19 protein-coding genes and 1 pseudogene are annotated in these 15,519 nt (G+C 61.9%); 16 read left to right on the forward strand and 4 right to left on the reverse strand.

The window, feature by feature from the left end; translation table 11 throughout:
* Nucleotides 1-194: 194 nt before the first annotated feature.
* The 14 genes and pseudogenes from coxB to LB554_RS26435 all read left to right on the forward strand — a co-directional run bounded on the left by coxB (nt 195) and on the right by LB554_RS26435 (nt 10,857).
* Nucleotides 195-1,061: a cytochrome c oxidase subunit II gene (coxB, locus tag LB554_RS26370; RefSeq protein WP_015318797.1), complete on the forward strand. Its 867-nt coding sequence runs from the start codon at nt 195-197 to the stop codon at nt 1,059-1,061.
* 38 nt (nt 1,062-1,099) lie between these two features.
* Nucleotides 1,100-2,752: a cytochrome c oxidase subunit I gene (ctaD, locus tag LB554_RS26375; protein WP_015318796.1), complete on the forward strand. Its 1,653-nt coding sequence runs from the start codon at nt 1,100-1,102 to the stop codon at nt 2,750-2,752.
* A 75-nt stretch (nt 2,753-2,827) separates the two neighbouring features.
* Complete coding sequence (locus tag LB554_RS26380; RefSeq protein ID WP_224587723.1) at nt 2,828-3,772, forward strand: heme o synthase; 945 nt, start codon at nt 2,828-2,830, stop codon at nt 3,770-3,772.
* A 2-nt stretch (nt 3,773-3,774) separates the two neighbouring features.
* Nucleotides 3,775-3,936: a hypothetical protein gene (locus LB554_RS26385; RefSeq protein WP_015318794.1), complete on the forward strand. Its 162-nt coding sequence runs from the start codon at nt 3,775-3,777 to the stop codon at nt 3,934-3,936.
* Nucleotides 3,936-4,568, forward strand: a complete 633-nt coding sequence (locus LB554_RS26390; protein WP_224587725.1) for a cytochrome c oxidase assembly protein — start codon at nt 3,936-3,938, stop codon at nt 4,566-4,568. Before LB554_RS26385 ends, LB554_RS26390 begins: the two co-directional genes overlap by 1 nt.
* A gap of 1 nt (nt 4,569) precedes the next feature.
* Nucleotides 4,570-5,451, forward strand: coding sequence for a cytochrome c oxidase subunit 3 (locus LB554_RS26395; RefSeq protein ID WP_015318792.1), 882 nt, complete (start codon nt 4,570-4,572; stop codon nt 5,449-5,451).
* A 330-nt stretch (nt 5,452-5,781) separates the two neighbouring features.
* A complete protein-coding gene (locus LB554_RS26400) occupies nt 5,782-6,168 on the forward strand; it encodes a DUF983 domain-containing protein (RefSeq protein WP_224587727.1) in 387 nt (128 codons plus the stop codon).
* The gene (locus LB554_RS26405; protein ID WP_224587728.1) at nt 6,165-6,920 is read left to right on the forward strand and encodes an SURF1 family protein; all 756 of its coding nucleotides are present in this window, start codon (nt 6,165-6,167) and stop codon (nt 6,918-6,920) included. Before LB554_RS26400 ends, LB554_RS26405 begins: the two co-directional genes overlap by 4 nt.
* A gap of 88 nt (nt 6,921-7,008) precedes the next feature.
* Nucleotides 7,009-8,019 (forward strand): 4-hydroxy-3-methylbut-2-enyl diphosphate reductase, encoded by a 1,011-nt coding sequence (gene ispH, locus LB554_RS26410; RefSeq protein WP_015318789.1) that lies wholly within the window; start codon nt 7,009-7,011, stop codon nt 8,017-8,019.
* A 6-nt stretch (nt 8,020-8,025) separates the two neighbouring features.
* Nucleotides 8,026-9,003 carry a homoserine kinase gene (locus tag LB554_RS26415; protein WP_140714996.1) on the forward strand — a complete coding sequence of 326 codons (978 nt, stop codon included), beginning with the start codon at nt 8,026-8,028 and terminating at the stop codon, nt 9,001-9,003.
* The gene (gene rnhA, locus LB554_RS26420; protein ID WP_015318787.1) at nt 9,000-9,533 is read left to right on the forward strand and encodes a ribonuclease HI; all 534 of its coding nucleotides are present in this window, start codon (nt 9,000-9,002) and stop codon (nt 9,531-9,533) included. Before LB554_RS26415 ends, rnhA begins: the two co-directional genes overlap by 4 nt.
* Nucleotides 9,534-9,577: 44 nt before the next feature.
* The gene (locus LB554_RS26425; RefSeq protein ID WP_015318786.1) at nt 9,578-10,153 is read left to right on the forward strand and encodes a histidine phosphatase family protein; all 576 of its coding nucleotides are present in this window, start codon (nt 9,578-9,580) and stop codon (nt 10,151-10,153) included.
* Between the two features lie 122 nt (nt 10,154-10,275).
* The gene (locus tag LB554_RS26430) at nt 10,276-10,557 is read left to right on the forward strand and encodes a type II toxin-antitoxin system ParD family antitoxin (protein ID WP_140714993.1); all 282 of its coding nucleotides are present in this window, start codon (nt 10,276-10,278) and stop codon (nt 10,555-10,557) included.
* Nucleotides 10,547-10,857, forward strand: a pseudogene (locus LB554_RS26435) (type II toxin-antitoxin system RelE/ParE family toxin). The gene LB554_RS26430 and the pseudogene LB554_RS26435 overlap by 11 nt, the downstream one beginning before the upstream one ends.
* A 4-nt stretch (nt 10,858-10,861) precedes the next feature.
* Here the strand turns inward: LB554_RS26435 and LB554_RS26440 are convergent.
* From LB554_RS26440 to LB554_RS26450, 3 genes are all read right to left on the reverse strand, one after another.
* Nucleotides 10,862-11,338 (reverse strand): DUF2938 domain-containing protein, encoded by a 477-nt coding sequence (locus LB554_RS26440; protein ID WP_224587730.1) that lies wholly within the window; start codon nt 11,336-11,338, stop codon nt 10,862-10,864.
* Between the two features lie 93 nt (nt 11,339-11,431).
* Complete coding sequence (locus LB554_RS26445; RefSeq protein ID WP_015318782.1) at nt 11,432-11,914, reverse strand: peroxiredoxin; 483 nt, start codon at nt 11,912-11,914, stop codon at nt 11,432-11,434.
* 78 nt (nt 11,915-11,992) lie between these two features.
* On the reverse strand, nt 11,993-12,799 hold the full coding sequence (locus LB554_RS26450; RefSeq protein WP_140791893.1) for a protein-disulfide reductase DsbD domain-containing protein: 807 nt from the start codon (nt 12,797-12,799) through the stop codon (nt 11,993-11,995).
* Between the two features lie 172 nt (nt 12,800-12,971).
* Here LB554_RS26450 and LB554_RS26455 point away from each other — a divergent pair, with 172 nt between their 5' ends.
* Nucleotides 12,972-13,580, forward strand: a complete 609-nt coding sequence (locus LB554_RS26455) for a YqgE/AlgH family protein (protein WP_015318780.1) — start codon at nt 12,972-12,974, stop codon at nt 13,578-13,580.
* Between the two features lie 153 nt (nt 13,581-13,733).
* Here the strand turns inward: LB554_RS26455 and LB554_RS26460 are convergent, their stop codons facing one another.
* Entirely contained in the window at nt 13,734-14,525 is a 792-nt protein-coding gene (locus tag LB554_RS26460) for an MBL fold metallo-hydrolase (RefSeq protein ID WP_224587732.1), read from the reverse strand.
* 98 nt (nt 14,526-14,623) lie between these two features.
* Here LB554_RS26460 and LB554_RS26465 point away from each other — a divergent pair, with 98 nt between their 5' ends.
* Nucleotides 14,624-15,514, forward strand: coding sequence for a LysR family transcriptional regulator (locus LB554_RS26465; RefSeq protein ID WP_224587734.1), 891 nt, complete (start codon nt 14,624-14,626; stop codon nt 15,512-15,514).
* The last annotated feature ends 5 nt before the right edge of the window (nt 15,515-15,519 follow it).

Genomic DNA, 15,519 nt, shown 5'->3' on the forward strand with positions numbered 1-15,519 from the left:
CACTACGGCCATTGCCCCGGAAGAGCCACGTCAGCTTGCGCGCAAAAATGCCGCACGGTTTCGACCGCTCCTTTCTTGCGGAGGGAAAAAGAGTATGGTTTGAACCAGCTTGAGACTGTCCGGGATTCCCGTCCCGGCATTGTTCGTTATTCTCGCGGGCACAGCCGGTGAGAGACTGGGAGACGAAGAGGGCGATGAGAAAATTCCTAGCGAGCACCGGTGCTGCTGCCACGTTCCTCGCCTGCGGATCCGCTTATGCGGACCAGCCCAGGCCGTGGGAGACCGGCTTCCAGGCGCCTGCGACCGACATGATGCGGCAGATCGAGTGGTTCGGAAACTACACGATGTGGTTTATCATCCCGGTCACGGTCCTTGTGCTGTTTCTGCTGATCTACTGCATCGTCAAATTCCGCGCGAGCGCCAATCCGACCCCGTCCAAGACCAGCCACAACACGCTGATCGAGGTGATCTGGACCATCGGCCCTGTCGTCATCCTGCTTTGCCTCGCCATCCCCTCGTTCCAACTCCTGACTGCCCAATATACGCCGCCGGAAGAGGCCAAGCTGACCGTCAAGGCAACCGGCAACCAGTGGAACTGGGATTACGAATACCAGACCGACAACACGCTCGCCTTCAATTCGGCCATCCTTCAGGATGGCGATCGTGCCAAGGCCGGCAAGGAGGATCGCGCGGTCTATCCGCGCCTGCTCGCCGTCGACAACGAGCTGGTCGTGCCGGTCAACACGATGACCCGCGTGCTTGTCACCGCGACCGACGTGATCCATTCCTTTGCCGTGCCGTCTTTCGGCATCAAGATCGACGCCGTTCCCGGCCGCACCAACGAGACCTGGTTCAAGGCGGAGAAAGAAGGCCTCTATTACGGTCAGTGCTCGCAGCTCTGCGGCAAGGACCATGCCTTCATGCCGATCGCCGTTCGTGTGGTGTCGGACACGCAGTTCAAGACCTGGCTGGCCGCGGCCAAGACCGATCTGCCGGGTGCCAACAAGACGCTCATGGCCGAGGTCGATGGCCAGAACAAGGTAGCGGCCGCCGGCAACTGATGTCGCGGGTTAGCAAGATTTAGGGAACGGAGCGGAACATGGCAGACGCTGCAGCTCACGACGGGCACGACCACAAGCCGTATCATGGCTGGGTGCGCTGGGTTTATTCGACCAACCACAAGGATATCGGTACGCTCTACCTGATCTTCGCGATCATGGCCGGCATAATCGGCGGCGCGCTTTCGGTCGCCATCCGCATGGAGCTGCAGGAGCCTGGCATCCAGATCTTCAGCGGTCTTGCGCAGATGGTCTATGGCATGAACGGCGACGCCGCGATCGACGGCGGCAAGAGCATGTACAATGCGTTTGCCACCGCGCACGCGCTGATCATGATTTTCTTCATGGTCATGCCGGCCCTGATCGGCGGTTTCGCCAACTGGATGGTGCCGATCATGATCGGTGCTCCCGACATGGCGTTCCCGCGCATGAACAACATCTCATTCTGGCTGCTGCCGCCGGCGTTCATCCTGTTGCTCACCTCGATGTTCGTGCCGAGTGCGCCTGGCGCCTTTGGCGTGGGCGGCGGCTGGACGCTCTATCCGCCGCTGTCAACTTCGGGCCAGCCCGGACCGGCCATGGATCTGGCGATCTTGTCGATCCACATCGCCGGCGCCTCCTCGATCCTCGGTGCCATCAACTTCATCACCACCATCTTCAACATGCGCGCGCCAGGCATGACCCTGCACAAGATGCCGCTGTTTGCCTGGTCGGTGCTGGTCACCGCCTTCCTGCTTCTGCTGTCCCTCCCAGTTCTGGCCGGCGGCATCACCATGCTGCTCACCGACCGCAACTTCGGCACGACCTTCTTCGCGCCTGACGGTGGTGGTGACCCGATCCTGTTCCAGCACCTGTTCTGGTTCTTCGGTCACCCGGAAGTCTACATCCTGATCTTGCCGGGCTTCGGCATCATCAGCCATATCGTTTCGACCTTCTCGAGGAAGCCGGTATTCGGTTACCTCGGCATGGCCTACGCCATGGTCGCGATCGGCGCGGTCGGCTTCATCGTCTGGGCGCACCATATGTATACGACGGGCCTGTCGCTCGATACGCAGCGCTACTTCGTCTTCGCCACCATGGTCATCGCGGTGCCGACAGGCGTGAAGATCTTTTCCTGGATCGCAACCATGTGGGGCGGATCGATCTCGTTCAAGCCGCCGATGCTGTGGGCGCTGGGCTTCATCTTCCTGTTCACCATCGGTGGCGTCACCGGTGTCCAGCTGGCCAATGCCGGCCTCGACCGGTCGCTGCATGACACCTATTTCGTCATTGCCCACTTCCACTACGTACTGTCGCTGGGCGCGGTGTTCGCCATCTTCGCCGGCTGGTACTACTGGTTCCCGAAGATGACCGGCTACATGTACTCGCCCGTCATCGCCAACACCCATTTTTGGGTCATGTTCGTCGGCGTGAACCTGATCTTTTTCCCGCAGCACTTCCTCGGCCTCGCCGGTATGCCGCGCCGCACCATCGACTATCCTGACGCGTTTGCGGGCTGGAACATGGTTTCGTCCTACGGTTCGTATATTTCGGCCGTCGGTGTGGTGATCTTCCTCTATGGCGTGTTCGAAGCCTTCCAGAAGAAGCGGATCGCCGGGGCCAACCCGTGGGGTGAGGGTGCTACCACGCTCGAATGGCAGCTGCCTTCGCCGCCGCCGTTCCACCAGTGGGAGCAGCTGCCGAAGATCAAGTAAGGCGGCTCCCGCTCGAATACAAAACCGCCGGCCCGCCGGCGGTTTTGGCCAACGGAATGATGGACTTGAGTACGCATGGCCCTAGTCGACAAAACCAGCATTGACGAAGCGGGCTTCCGTATGTCGGAAGCTACGGCGGGCGATTTCTTCGCCCTGCTGAAGCCGCGCGTCATGTCGCTGGTGGTGTTCACCGCCTTTGTCGGACTGGTCGCGGCCCCGATGACCATCAATCCGCTGCTGGCGGTGATCGCCATCCTTGCCATTGCGATTGGGGCCGGCGCCTCTGGCGCGCTCAACATGTGGTACGACGCCGACATCGACGCGGTGATGACCAGGACCGCTAGCCGCCCGGTGCCTTCCGGCCGGATCCAGCCGCACGAGGCGCTGAGCTTCGGCCTGGTGTTGTCGGTGCTGTCGGTGATGACGCTCGGCGTGTTGGTCAACTGGTTGTCGGCGACGCTGCTGGCCTTCACCATCTTCTTCTATGCCGTGGTCTACACGATGTGGCTGAAACGCTCGACACCGCAGAACATTGTCATTGGCGGTGCAGCGGGCGCCGTCCCGCCGGTTATCGGCTGGGCCGCGGTGACCGGGTCGGTCAGCCTCGAAAGCATCATCCTGTTCCTGATCATTTTCCTGTGGACGCCGCCGCATTTCTGGGCGCTCGCGCTGTTCAAGTCCGAGGACTATGGCCGCGCCGGCATCCCGATGATGCCCAACGTCGCCGGCCATGCATCGACCCGCCGTCAGATTTTCGCCTACGCGCTGGTGCTGGCCCCGGTCGGCGTGCTGCCCTGGCTGCTCGGCTATACGACGCCGTTCTACGGCGTGGCCGCCTTGCTGTTGGGGGCTGGTTTCGTCTGGTATGCCTGGAAAGTGCTTGGCATGGCCGACGATGACCGCGTCATGAAGCCGGCCAAGGCCCTGTTCGCCTATTCGCTGCTCTATCTCTTCGCAATCTTCGCCGCCTATCTGGCAGACAGTGTCGTCGAACGCGCGCTTGCCATGGGTGGGGCATGACCATGGCCGAGAAAGAACTCGAAACGGTCACCTTGACCGATCGCCAGAAGAAGGCCCAGCGCAGCCGTTCCATCGCCATCGGCGTGGCGCTGGCGGTGCTGGTCGTGATCTTCTACATCGCGACAATCGTGAAGTTCGGCCACAATTTGTCGGGCTCGATGTGATGAGCGCCGAGACGTCCAAGAAGACGGTAGGCAAGACCGGCAACCGCGTTGTCGCGGCTGTCTGCCTTGCTTTCTTCACCGGCATGATCGGCATGGCCTATGCAGCCGTGCCGCTCTACAAGATGTTTTGCCAGGCGACCGGCTATGGCGGCACGACGCAACGTGCCGAGAAGCAATATGCCGGCCGCGTGCTCGACCGCGAGATCACCGTCCGCTTCGATGCCAACATCGCCGGCGTGCCATGGGAGTTCCAGCCGGTCCAGCGCTCGATGACCATGAAGATCGGGCAGACCGTGCAGGCGCATTATCAGGCGACCAACAAGTTCGATCGCCCCGTCACCGGCCGCGCAACCTTCAACGTGCAGCCGGAACTGGCGGGTCCGTACTTCAACAAGGTCGAATGCTTCTGCTTCACCGACACGACGCTGAAGCCGGGCGAGACGCTGGACATGCCGGTCCTGTTCTATGTGGACCCCGACATCGTGAATGTGCCGGAACTGAAGGACGTGAAGACGATCACCCTGTCCTATACGATGTTCCCGGTCGAGAAGACCAAGCCGGTGGCGTCGTCCGGGCCGGCCCAGGGCAATAGCAAGACAGTTTCAGATACCGAAGGAAATCTCGGGGGTTGATATGGCAGACGCGCACGCAAAACCACACCATGACTACCATCTCGTCGACCCGAGCCCGTGGCCCTTCCTGGGATCGGTAGGGGCGCTTGTCACCGCTTTTGGCGGTGTCTGCCTCATGGAATACCTGAAAGGCGGCTCCTTCCCGATCTTCGGCGTCAACATCGCCAATCCGTGGCTGTTCTTCATCGGCATTGTGATCGTGCTGTACACCATGTTCGCCTGGTGGTCGGACACCATCAAGGAAGCGCATGAAGGCCACCATACGCGCGTCGTGTCGCTGCACCTGCGCTACGGCATGATCATGTTCATCGCCTCGGAGGTGATGTTCTTCGTTGCCTGGTTCTGGGCCTATTTCGATGCCAGCCTTTTTGCCGGTGAGGTGCAGAACTATGCGCGCCACACGTTTACCGGTGGTGTCTGGCCGCCGAAGGGCATGGAGGTTCTCGATCCTTTCCATTTGCCGCTCTACAACACCATCATCCTGCTGCTGTCGGGCACCACGGTCACCTGGGCGCACCACTCGCTCATCCATGGCGACCGCAAGGGCCTGATCAACGGCCTGGTGCTGACCGTCGGGCTCGGCATGCTGTTCACCATGGTGCAGGCTTACGAGTACATGCACGCGCCGTTCGGTTTCAAGGATTCCATCTACGGCGCCACCTTCTTCATGGCGACAGGCTTCCATGGCTTCCATGTCATCATCGGCACCATCTTCCTGCTGGTCTGCCTCATCCGGGCGATGAAGGGCGACTTCACCCCCAAGCAGCATTTCGGCTTCGAGGCGGCCGCCTGGTATTGGCACTTCGTTGACGTGGTCTGGCTGTTCCTGTTCGCCTCGATCTACGTCTGGGGATCGGTCGGCGCGGTGATCGAAGGCCACTGATTCAGCCTTCTGGATTTCGAGTTCGTTAGGGCGGCCGCGGCGACGGGGCCGCCTTTCTTCTTTTCGGCGCAAGGATCGCCAATCGATGAAAGATGCGGCTGACTTCAATTTGCGCATTTTATCGTCTTGGCATTCCGGCTCTTGCCCGAGAAGGTCTTGCGCGTCGAGGAGGCGAAGCGGCTTCAGCTAGTGGGGCTGGCTGCTTCAATTGGTCGACTGGACCGATGACTGCATTGGGGCTACGGAGTCCGATATGGACAAATCTGGGCGATCGTGGCCGATGGGACGCCGATCGAGATCGAGCAATAGCCATGAATTACGGCACTACGCATGAGTGAAGACAAGGCGATCTGGCCTCCGATCGATCCGATTTCGGCCGGCCTGCACGGCCGCTGCCCGCGTTGCGGCGAGGGGCGGCTGTTTTCCGGCTTTCTCACCGTCGGCAAGCGCTGCGTCAATTGCGGCCTCGACTATTCCTACGCCGATGCCGGCGATGGACCGGCCGTGTTCGTCATCCTGATCATCGGCTTCATCATCGTCGGTCTGGCGCTCTGGGTGGAAGTGACGCTGAGCCCGCCGCTCTGGCTGCATCTGCTGATAAGGATCCCACTGGCCCTGGTGCTGTGTCTCACGGCGCTTCGGCTGATCAAGGGCGTGCTGCTCACCCTGCAATACAGCAACAAAGCAGCCGAGGGTCGGCTGGATCGCGGCGAATGAGCGAAGCGTCTCTGAAAGACCGCGGCCATTCGCGGCCACGATCGGCACTGTTGTTCGTCCTTGGCCTTGTGCTGTTCTTGATTCTGCTGGCGCTGGGCACCTGGCAGGTCCAGCGCCTGCACTGGAAGGAAGGCCTGCTGCAGACCATCGACCAGCGCACCCATTCGGCGCCACGACCGCTTTCCGAGGTCGAGAAGGAATTCGCCTCGACCGGCGACGTCGACTACACGCCGGTCACGGTCACCGGCACTTTCCTGCATTCCGGCGAGCGGCATTTCTACGCGACCTGGGAAGGGGATGCCGGCTTCAATGTCTATACGCCGCTGGCCCTAGACGACGGCCGTTTCGTCCTGATCAACCGCGGCTTTGTTCCCTACGACCTCAAGGATGCGGCGAAGCGCGCCAAGGGACAGGTAACGGGCAGGGTCACTGTCACCGGCCTTGCCCGCAACCCGCTGCCGGCAAAGCCCTCCATGATGCTTCCCGACAATGATGCGGGGAAGAACATCTTCTACTGGAAGGACCGCGACGTCATGGCTGCGAGCGCCGGCCTGCCGGCTGGGCTCACCTTGGTCCCGATCTTCATCGATGCCGACAAGACGCCAAATCCCGGCGGCCTCCCGGTCGGGGGCGTCACCATCATCGACCTGCCGAACAGCCATCTGCAATATGCCGTCACCTGGTACGGGCTTGCCGCGGCACTCGCCGCGGTGCTTGTCCTCCGGCTTCGCCGGCCCGCGAAAGAGGAATGAACGCAAGCGACGCCTCTCTTTCCACCGATACCCTTGACAGGGCAGGGGTAGGCACCTCATTTCGGCGCTGACCAACGGGCAGGATTTGATGCTTCACACAATCGCCAAGCCTCCTCTGACGATCCGGCTCTGCCAGCCGCGCGGTTTTTGCGCGGGCGTCGACCGTGCCATCCAGATCGTCGTGCTGGCGCTGAAAAAATATGGCGCCCCGGTCTATGTCCGCCACGAAATCGTCCACAACCGCTATGTCGTCGAGGGGCTGCAGAGCCTTGGGGCCGTCTTCATAGAGGAACTTTCCGAAATCCCGGCCGAACATCGGCAGTCGCCGGTCGTCTTCTCCGCGCACGGTGTGCCCAAGTCCGTGCCGGCGGATGCGCAGGCGCGCAACCTGTTCTATCTCGACGCAACCTGTCCGCTGGTCTCCAAGGTCCACAAGCAGGCGATGCGTCACCAGCGGCTTGGCCGCCATGTGCTGTTGATCGGTCATGCCGGGCACCCCGAGGTGATCGGCACAATGGGGCAGTTGCCGGAAGGCGCGGTAACGCTGATCGAGACCGAAGCCGACGCAGCCCGGCTTGTACCGGCCGATCCAAAAGCACTTGGTTTCGTCACCCAGACCACGCTCTCGGTCGAGGATACCGCCGGCATCATTCGCGCGTTGCAGGAGCGCTTTCCGGACCTGCAGGCGCCGGCGGCGGAATCGATCTGCTACGCCACCACCAACCGCCAGGAAGCGGTCAAGGACACCGCCCCGGGTGCTGATCTCTATCTGATCGTCGGCGCCCCCAATTCCTCGAATTCGCGCCGCCTTGTCGAAGTTGCGGAACGGGCAGGTGCCTCGATGTCGCTTCTCGTGCAGCGCGCCGCTGAAATTCCGTGGAATGATATCGGCACCATTTCGACGCTCGGCCTGTCGGCGGGAGCATCGGCGCCGGAGATCATCGTCGACGAGATCATCGACGCGTTCCGCCAGCGTTTCGACGTCACCATCGACCTGGCTGTCACGGCCACCGAAACAGAGGATTTTCCGGTCATGCGGGTACTGCGCGATGTCGAACTGACGCCGGCCGACATGGCCTTCGTCAATGGGACCGCGTGAACGGCCATGGCGGTCTATACCGACGTTGCGGAGGGCGAACTCGGCGCTTTCCTGAAGCACTACCCGGTCGGCGATCTCCTATCCTACAAGGGCATCGCCGAAGGCACCGAGAATTCGAACTTCCTGCTGCACACCTCGAGCGGCTCCTACATCCTGACGCTCTATGAAAAGCGGGTCGAGAAGGCGGATTTGCCGTTTTTCCTCGGGCTGATGGGCCATCTCGCCAGCAAGGGGGTGTCCTGCCCGCTGCCGGTGACCGCGCATGACGGCAGCGTCATCGGCACGCTGGCTGGCCGGCCGGCCGTGATCATCACCTTCCTCGAAGGACTTTCGCTGCGGCGACCGGCCGCAACGCATTGCGCCGAGGTCGGCAAGGCGCTGGCGGCGCTGCACTTGGCCGGCGCCGACTTTCCGATGACGCGTCCGAACGCGCTCGCCCTCGACGGCTGGCGCAAGCTTTGGGATGCGTCTCGCGGCCGCGCCGACGAGGTCGAGCCGGGCCTTGCGGCCGAGGTCGATGCCGACTTTGCCGATTTCGAGCGGAACTGGCCCAAGGGCCTCCCCGAGGGAATCATTCATGCCGATCTGTTCCCGGACAATGTCTTTTTCCTGGGCGAGAAGCTTTCGGGGCTGATCGATTTCTATTTCGCCTGTGACGATCTCTATGCCTATGATGTCGCCACCTGTCTCAACGCCTGGTGTTTCGAGAAGGATTTTTCCTTCAACCTTACCAAGGGCAAGGCACTGCTTGCCGGTTATCAAAGCGTGCGCCCCCTGAGCGATGACGAGAAAGCGGCGCTACCGATGCTGGCGCGCGGTTCGGCGCTACGCTTCATGCTGACCCGGCTTTACGACTGGCTGACCGTCCCCGATGGCGGACTGGTGATGAAACGCGACCCGTCCGAATATATCCGAAGGATGCGGTTCCACCGGGCGATCAGATTTCCTTCGGAATATGGATTGGCCGAAAACGGGGTGTCATGAGCAAGCAGGTTGAAATCTTTACCGATGGCGCCTGTTCGGGCAATCCCGGTCCCGGCGGCTGGGGCGCCATCCTGCGCTTCAACGGCACCACCAAGGAACTCTTCGGCGGCGAGGCCGAAACCACCAACAACCGCATGGAATTGCTGGCGGCCATTTCGGCGCTGAATGCGTTGAAGGAGCCTTGCACGGTCGAGCTTCATACCGACAGCAAATACGTCATGGACGGAATTTCCAAATGGATCCATGGCTGGAAGAAGAATGGCTGGAAGACCGCCGACAAGAAGCCGGTCAAGAACGGCGAACTCTGGCAGGCGCTGGACGAGGCCAACCGGCGCCACAAGGTCACCTGGAACTGGGTGAAGGGCCATGCCGGCCACATCGAGAACGAGCGCGCCGACGAACTGGCAAGGGAAGGCATGGCGCCGTTCAAGAAAGGGCCTTTCAGGCCGGTAGTGTCGGCGCCAAAGCCGGATGTCCAGGCAAAGCAGCCGCTGGCCCCGAAGGCGCGTCGTTCGACCCAGAGCTATTGAGCTTCTGGCACTCGCTGCGCCCGGCCGACAGGAGAATTTCTGTTATGCCGATCGCCTATTACATCACCCATCCTCAGGTTCAGATCGACGCCAGCGTGCCCGTGCCGGATTGGGGTCTATCCGACATCGGTCGTGCCAGGGCGCATGCAATGCTGAACCAGCCGTGGATCGCATCGATCGGGCGTGTGGTGTCGTCGGGCGAACGCAAGGCCGTTGAAACCGCCGAGGTGCTCGGGCGGCACCTCGACCTTGCGGTGCAGGTGAGGGAACGGATGCATGAGAACGACCGGTCGGCGACGGGTTTCCTGCCGCCTCCGGAGTTCGAGGCGGTCGCCGACCGGTTCTTCGCCAATCCGCACGAAAGCATTCGTGGCTGGGAGCGGGCCATCGACGCACAGCAGCGCATCGTGAGCGAGGTCGAGGCCGTCCTCGGTGCCGGCGGCAGCAACATCGCCCTTGTCGGACATGGCGGTGTCGGTACGCTCCTGCTACTGTCGCTCAGCGGCAGGCAAATCAGCCGCGAAGCCGATCAGCTGGCGGGCGGCGGCAACTATTTCGCCTTCGATACCCACACGCGCCAAATTATTCATGGATGGCGACCGATCGACAGGCTGTCCTGATCGGCGTACCGCAGCCGTACACGTAGCGCAAGGACAGGCTCTTCTCGCGACATCGCAGTTGCTCGAGGATGTGGATGGGAGTAATATTTCCCACTATCGAGCAATGCAAGAGAGGACGCAGCGTGGCGAACGTTGAAAAAATGAGCGTGGCTGTGACCCCACAACAGGCAGCCCTGATGCGCGAGGCCGTGGAGGCGGGCGAGTATGCCACTGCAAGCGAGATCGTGCGTGAAGCGATGCGGGATTGGCTGGCCAAGCGCGAACTGCGGCATGACGATGTTCGTCGGCTGAGACGGTTGTGGGATGAAGGCAAGGCCAGCGGGAGACCGGAGTCTGTGGATTTCGACGTGTTGCGAAAGGAAGCTCGGCGAGAGCTGACGGAAGCCTCGCGGAATGGCCGTTAGGCTAGTCTGGTCACCCGCGGCCAAGGCTGACCTCATCGACATCTACGTGACGTAGGCAGCGAAAACATACGGGCGGCCGATCGTTACTACGATCAGTTAGAAGCGCGGGCCATGCAGCTGGCAGACCAGCCGCGCATGGGTGTCAGGCGACCGGATATCAGGCCTTCCGCACGAATGCTGGTGGAGGCGCCTTTTGTACTGCTCTACGAAACGATTCCAAACACGGACGATGGCCCAGTGGAGTGGGTTGAAATCGTCCGTGTGGTCGACGGGCGGCGGGATCTGAACAGTCTGTTCTAGCTGTCTACCGGATCAGCAGCGCCGTACCGTAGAGCCCGAGCGCGAACACCGTGTGCGAGACCAGATTGAGGGCGCGGACCCGCATCGGATTCGGCCGCTTCGAGGCCGCCCAGCCGGCGCCCATGCCTGGCGCCAGCAGGAACCAGCCGGCGCCGACGGTAACGATGCCGACGATGAAGGCCGGCAGGAAGGTCGGCGCGGCCAGCCAGCCCGCGCCCGCCAGCATCACCAGGATTATGCCGTAGGCGATGCCGACGAAGTAATGGAAGGCCCAGCCCAGCGCCTGTTCATACGCGTAGGGCGCCGCATCGCCGATATCGTCGTGAAACACCTTGTCGCGGAGGTGCCAGACCCAGCGCCCGACCGGCCCCCAGTTCGGGCGTGGCTGGCCGAACGCCTTGTGCAGGAAGAAGGCCCAGAGATCCATCAGGACGGTCGCGCCGACGCCGATCGCGACAGCGCGCCAGAAGATGTCAAACATCGTAGGATCCCCCCGAAAACCGGCAATTCTGGAGCGCGGCTGCTTGTCACGCGAGGCCGGCCATTGCGGCCTCGCGTGATTGGCCGTCGAAGTTCAAAGCTGGCCCAGAATATGAGCCGCGCCGGACTCGTCGACGCCGGGTTTGGTCTCGACATTGAGCGCGGTAACCTTGCCGTCGTCGATAATCATCGAAAACCGCTTCGAGCGCAGGCCCATGCCGCCACCGGAATAGTCGGCGTCGAGGCCGACCGCCTTGGCGAAATCGCCATTGCCGTCGGCGAGGAACAGGATCTTGCCTTCGCCACCGGTGAAGCGCGCCCAGGCGCCCATGACGTGGACGTCATTGACCGAAACGACGGCGATGGTGTCGACGCCGCGCGCCAGGATCGCGTCATGGTTCTCGAGATAGCCGGGCAGGTGGTTGTTGCTGCAGGTCGGCGTGAAGGCGCCGGGAACGCCGAACAGCACCACTTTCTTGCCCGGAAAAATCTCGGCCGACGTGATCGGCTTGGCGCCGTCCGCGGTCATGGTCTTGAAGGTCGCCTCGGGCAGCTTGTCGCCAACGGAGATGGTCATGAATTCCTCGCTTGGGATGGGGAAAGACGCGTGCTTGCGTAACGAACTCGGCGGCTTCCTGCAACCATCGCGGCGCCATCAAGGGAAAGGCAGCAACCCTTCGACCGCGCCCGCCGAACTCGTCAACGTGTAGTGAAGCCCGCCGTCGGTCGGCGTCGTCGAAGGGCGATCGAGGATCGGCACGGTGAAGATCAGCTTGCCGTCCTTTTCCGAGCGGGAAGGTGTGCCGAACATATAGTCGCGCTCGCCGGCAACGAAGAAATCCGCTGCCTGCGGATCGCCAGGAAAACTTGCCTCGACAACCAGCGTCTCGTGATCGCCGGGCAGCACCTTGATGCCGAAGTCAGGCTTTGCCGCCGCCGGCAGTGCGGTGAAACTCGCCTTCACCAACGCCGCGTCGTCGGCATTATCGGGATCGGAAGCGGGGTCGACGCTCAGCCGTGTCTGCACGGGGATGCAGATGGATTCACAAATGCCGAGAAAGACGTCGGCATCGATGACCGCCGGCTGGTTCGGCGTCGCCAGCGTGAACGTCACGGGCAAGGAAACCGGATAATTGTAACCGGCCCATTTGCCATAGCCATCATCGTGGCGCTGCGGCGCGGGAAAAGACAGTGTCGCATCGGTTATATTGGTGCTGGCCGAGACGTCGAGCTGCGGCGGCACACCTGCATCGCCCGGGTCGCGCCAATAAGTCTTCCAGCCGGGTTTGAGCGCGATATCGAGAACACCGTGTATGCGGCCAGCGTCGTCCGGCTTGCCGGATGTCACCAGCCGCACCTTGCCGCCTTCGCTGTTGTACCAGGCGGATGAGGAGGCGCTGGCGGGGAGGGCGGCCGCCAATCCAATGGCGGCGCCGAGCAACAGGATTTTCAAGCTTTGCATGGCGGTGATTTGATCGTCCTTTCGTGGCCGCGCAATGATTTCATGGCCGTGCTGATATCATATTTGCGTGACCTTCGCGGGCAAGCCAAGGCCGGACTCGCAATATGAGCTTTGGTCGAATCCGCTATGGCGCATCTTTTCGGCGCCGGGGAAACGCGTTACCTTCCCTGGCATGGATTTGTTGCGCCACAAAAAGACAGCCGCCGGCCGCGGCTTTCTCGACGATCAGTTCCTGATTGCCATGCCTGGTATGAAGGACGACCGTTTCACGCGCTCGGTCATCTACATCTGCGCCCATAGCGATGAAGGCGCGATGGGCCTGATCATCAACCAGACGCAGCAGATGCTGTTCCCGGACCTTCTGGTACAGCTTGGCATCATGAACGAGCAGGAGGCGATCCGCCTGCCGGCACAGGCGCGCGATTTCGTCGTGCGCAATGGCGGGCCTGTCGACCGCAGCCGGGGCTTCGTCCTGCATTCGGGCGACTACCGTGTGGATTCCTCGCTCACCGTTTCCGACGACATCTGCCTGACCGCCACCGTCGACATACTGCGGGCGATATCGTCAGGGCGCGGGCCGCGCCGCGCGCTCATGGCGCTCGGTTATTCCGGCTGGGGCGCCGGCCAGTTGGAAACCGAGATCGCTGAGAACGGCTGGTTGACCTGCCCGGCGACGCCGGAATTGCTGTTCGATGCCGACATCGAACGCAAATACGACCGGATTCTCGCCTCCATCGGCATCGATCTCGCCCATCTCAGCCTGGCCGCCGGGCACGCTTGAGCCTCGTCTTTGCCGGCCAGGGTCCCTTCGCCAGGTAAGGCGCAGCCGGAACGCTGCGCCGTTAGCGCAATCTCATCCCATGGCGATGCGCGAGAGCTGTTCAGGCTTGGAATTGCGTAAACAGGCGAAACCGCGTGTCCGGCTTGTTATCCGCTATGCCGGCTCATAGCCGTACGCTCCGTCCTCACGCATCACGCGGCCGATGCCCGGCCAGCCAAGGTGCGCTCCGGCGATCCATGTTCCAGCCTCGGCCGCGTCGCGGAAAACCTTCTGGCGCGTTGCGCGTGCGATCGCTTGGTCGTCGTCATAACCCCAACTCAACGCGGGATTGCCAAACTGCAATGCCGGCACATGAACGATGTCCCCGAAGAACAGGAAGCGGGCCTCGTCCGTGTCGAATGCGTAGCCGATGTGACCGGGAGCATGACCCGGCAGGGCAACTGCTCGCAGTCGCTTGGCCACCTGGTCGCCATTCCGCACGGGCTTCAACATGGATCTGAACCGCGCAAGGTCTGTTTCGGCGAGAAAGCTCTCGACAGCCTCCTCGGCGATTACGATCGCCTTCAAATTCGGAAAGAGCACCCGGTCGTCCGGCGTCAAAAGCCCGTACACATGATCCTGGTGGGCATGGGTGAGCGCCAAGACCGTGATCAAGGCAGGATCGATGCTGGCTTCGGCTAGTGTCTGCTCGAGGCGTCCTGTTGTTGAGGCCCAGCCTCCTCCTCCACTGTCGATCAGAATGCCGTCAACGCCTGGACCTGCGAGGGCAAAGCAATTGACGGACAGGCGGAGCGCCCCTGCCTGCGCGACTTGCGGCACCGGTTTGTCGCGCGGATCGCGCAGAAGGTCCGCCGGCATCTCAATATAGCCGTCCGAGAGCGACCAGACCCGCCAGGCGCCGGCGGTACAGCCGAGGACGTTACCGCTGCGGAATGTTACGATCATAGAGTACCTCAATCTGCCGTTGCCGATCAAAGCTAGGACAGAGTCACCTATGAGGATAGGCCTGTTGCACAGCAAGGCCTCATGAGTGATACTCATGAATGATGAGAAGCGAACTGAACGAACTCGCCGCGTTCGCGATGGTCGCCCGGGAACGAAGCTTTACACGAGCCGCGGCAAAACTAGGCGTGTCTCAATCTGCGCTGAGTCACACTATCCGTGGGCTCGAGCAGCGGCTCGAGCTGCGGCTTTTGGCTCGAACGACGAAGAGCGTCGCGCCAACAGCCGCAGGGGCCGCTCTCTTGAAAGACCTGTCTCCGGCGCTTGAGCAAATCGCTGCTGCCCTTGACGGAGCGCGAAGCCTCAGGCGGCGCCCTGCGGGGCGCCTTCGAATTGTGATGTCACGCTCGGCCGCCGTAATGGTGCTGCTGCCACGGCTCGCGGCATTCGCCCAGGCCTACCCCGATATCGTTCTCGACGTTGTCACCACGACAGGCCCTGTAGACCTCGTTGCCGGCGAGTTCGATGCCGGTATCCAGCTCGGCGAGTATATTCAGAAAGACATGATCGCGGTCCGCGTCACGCCGGAGTTGCGGCTGGCTGTGGTGGGATCGCCTGGTTATTTCTCATCACGAAGAGTCCCCCAAAAGCCGAGGGATCTCAAGGATCATCAATGCATAGCCCTGCGTCTTCCAGGTGGTCCATCTCGGTGGGAGTTCGAGCGTGCGAGAAAGTCGGTCACGATCAACGCCAGCGGCTCGCTCATAATCGACGATACTCACCTGGTGATTGAGGCGGCGCTCGCCGGCGTTGGTCTCGGTCTCGCCTATGAAGAGCAAGTCGCGGAGTATATCGCGGAGCGACGGCTTGTCCGCGTCCTGGAGGAATGGACGCCGCCAATCGCAGGCTTTTTCCTGTATTATCCCAGTCGTCAGCTTCAGCCAGCGGCGCTGTCAGCATTGGTCAATGCGCTGCGACTCTCGCAACAATAGTGATG

Source organism: Mesorhizobium sp. CO1-1-11 (assembly GCF_020164995.1).
GTDB classification, from domain to species: Bacteria; Pseudomonadota; Alphaproteobacteria; order Rhizobiales; family Rhizobiaceae; genus Mesorhizobium; species Mesorhizobium australicum.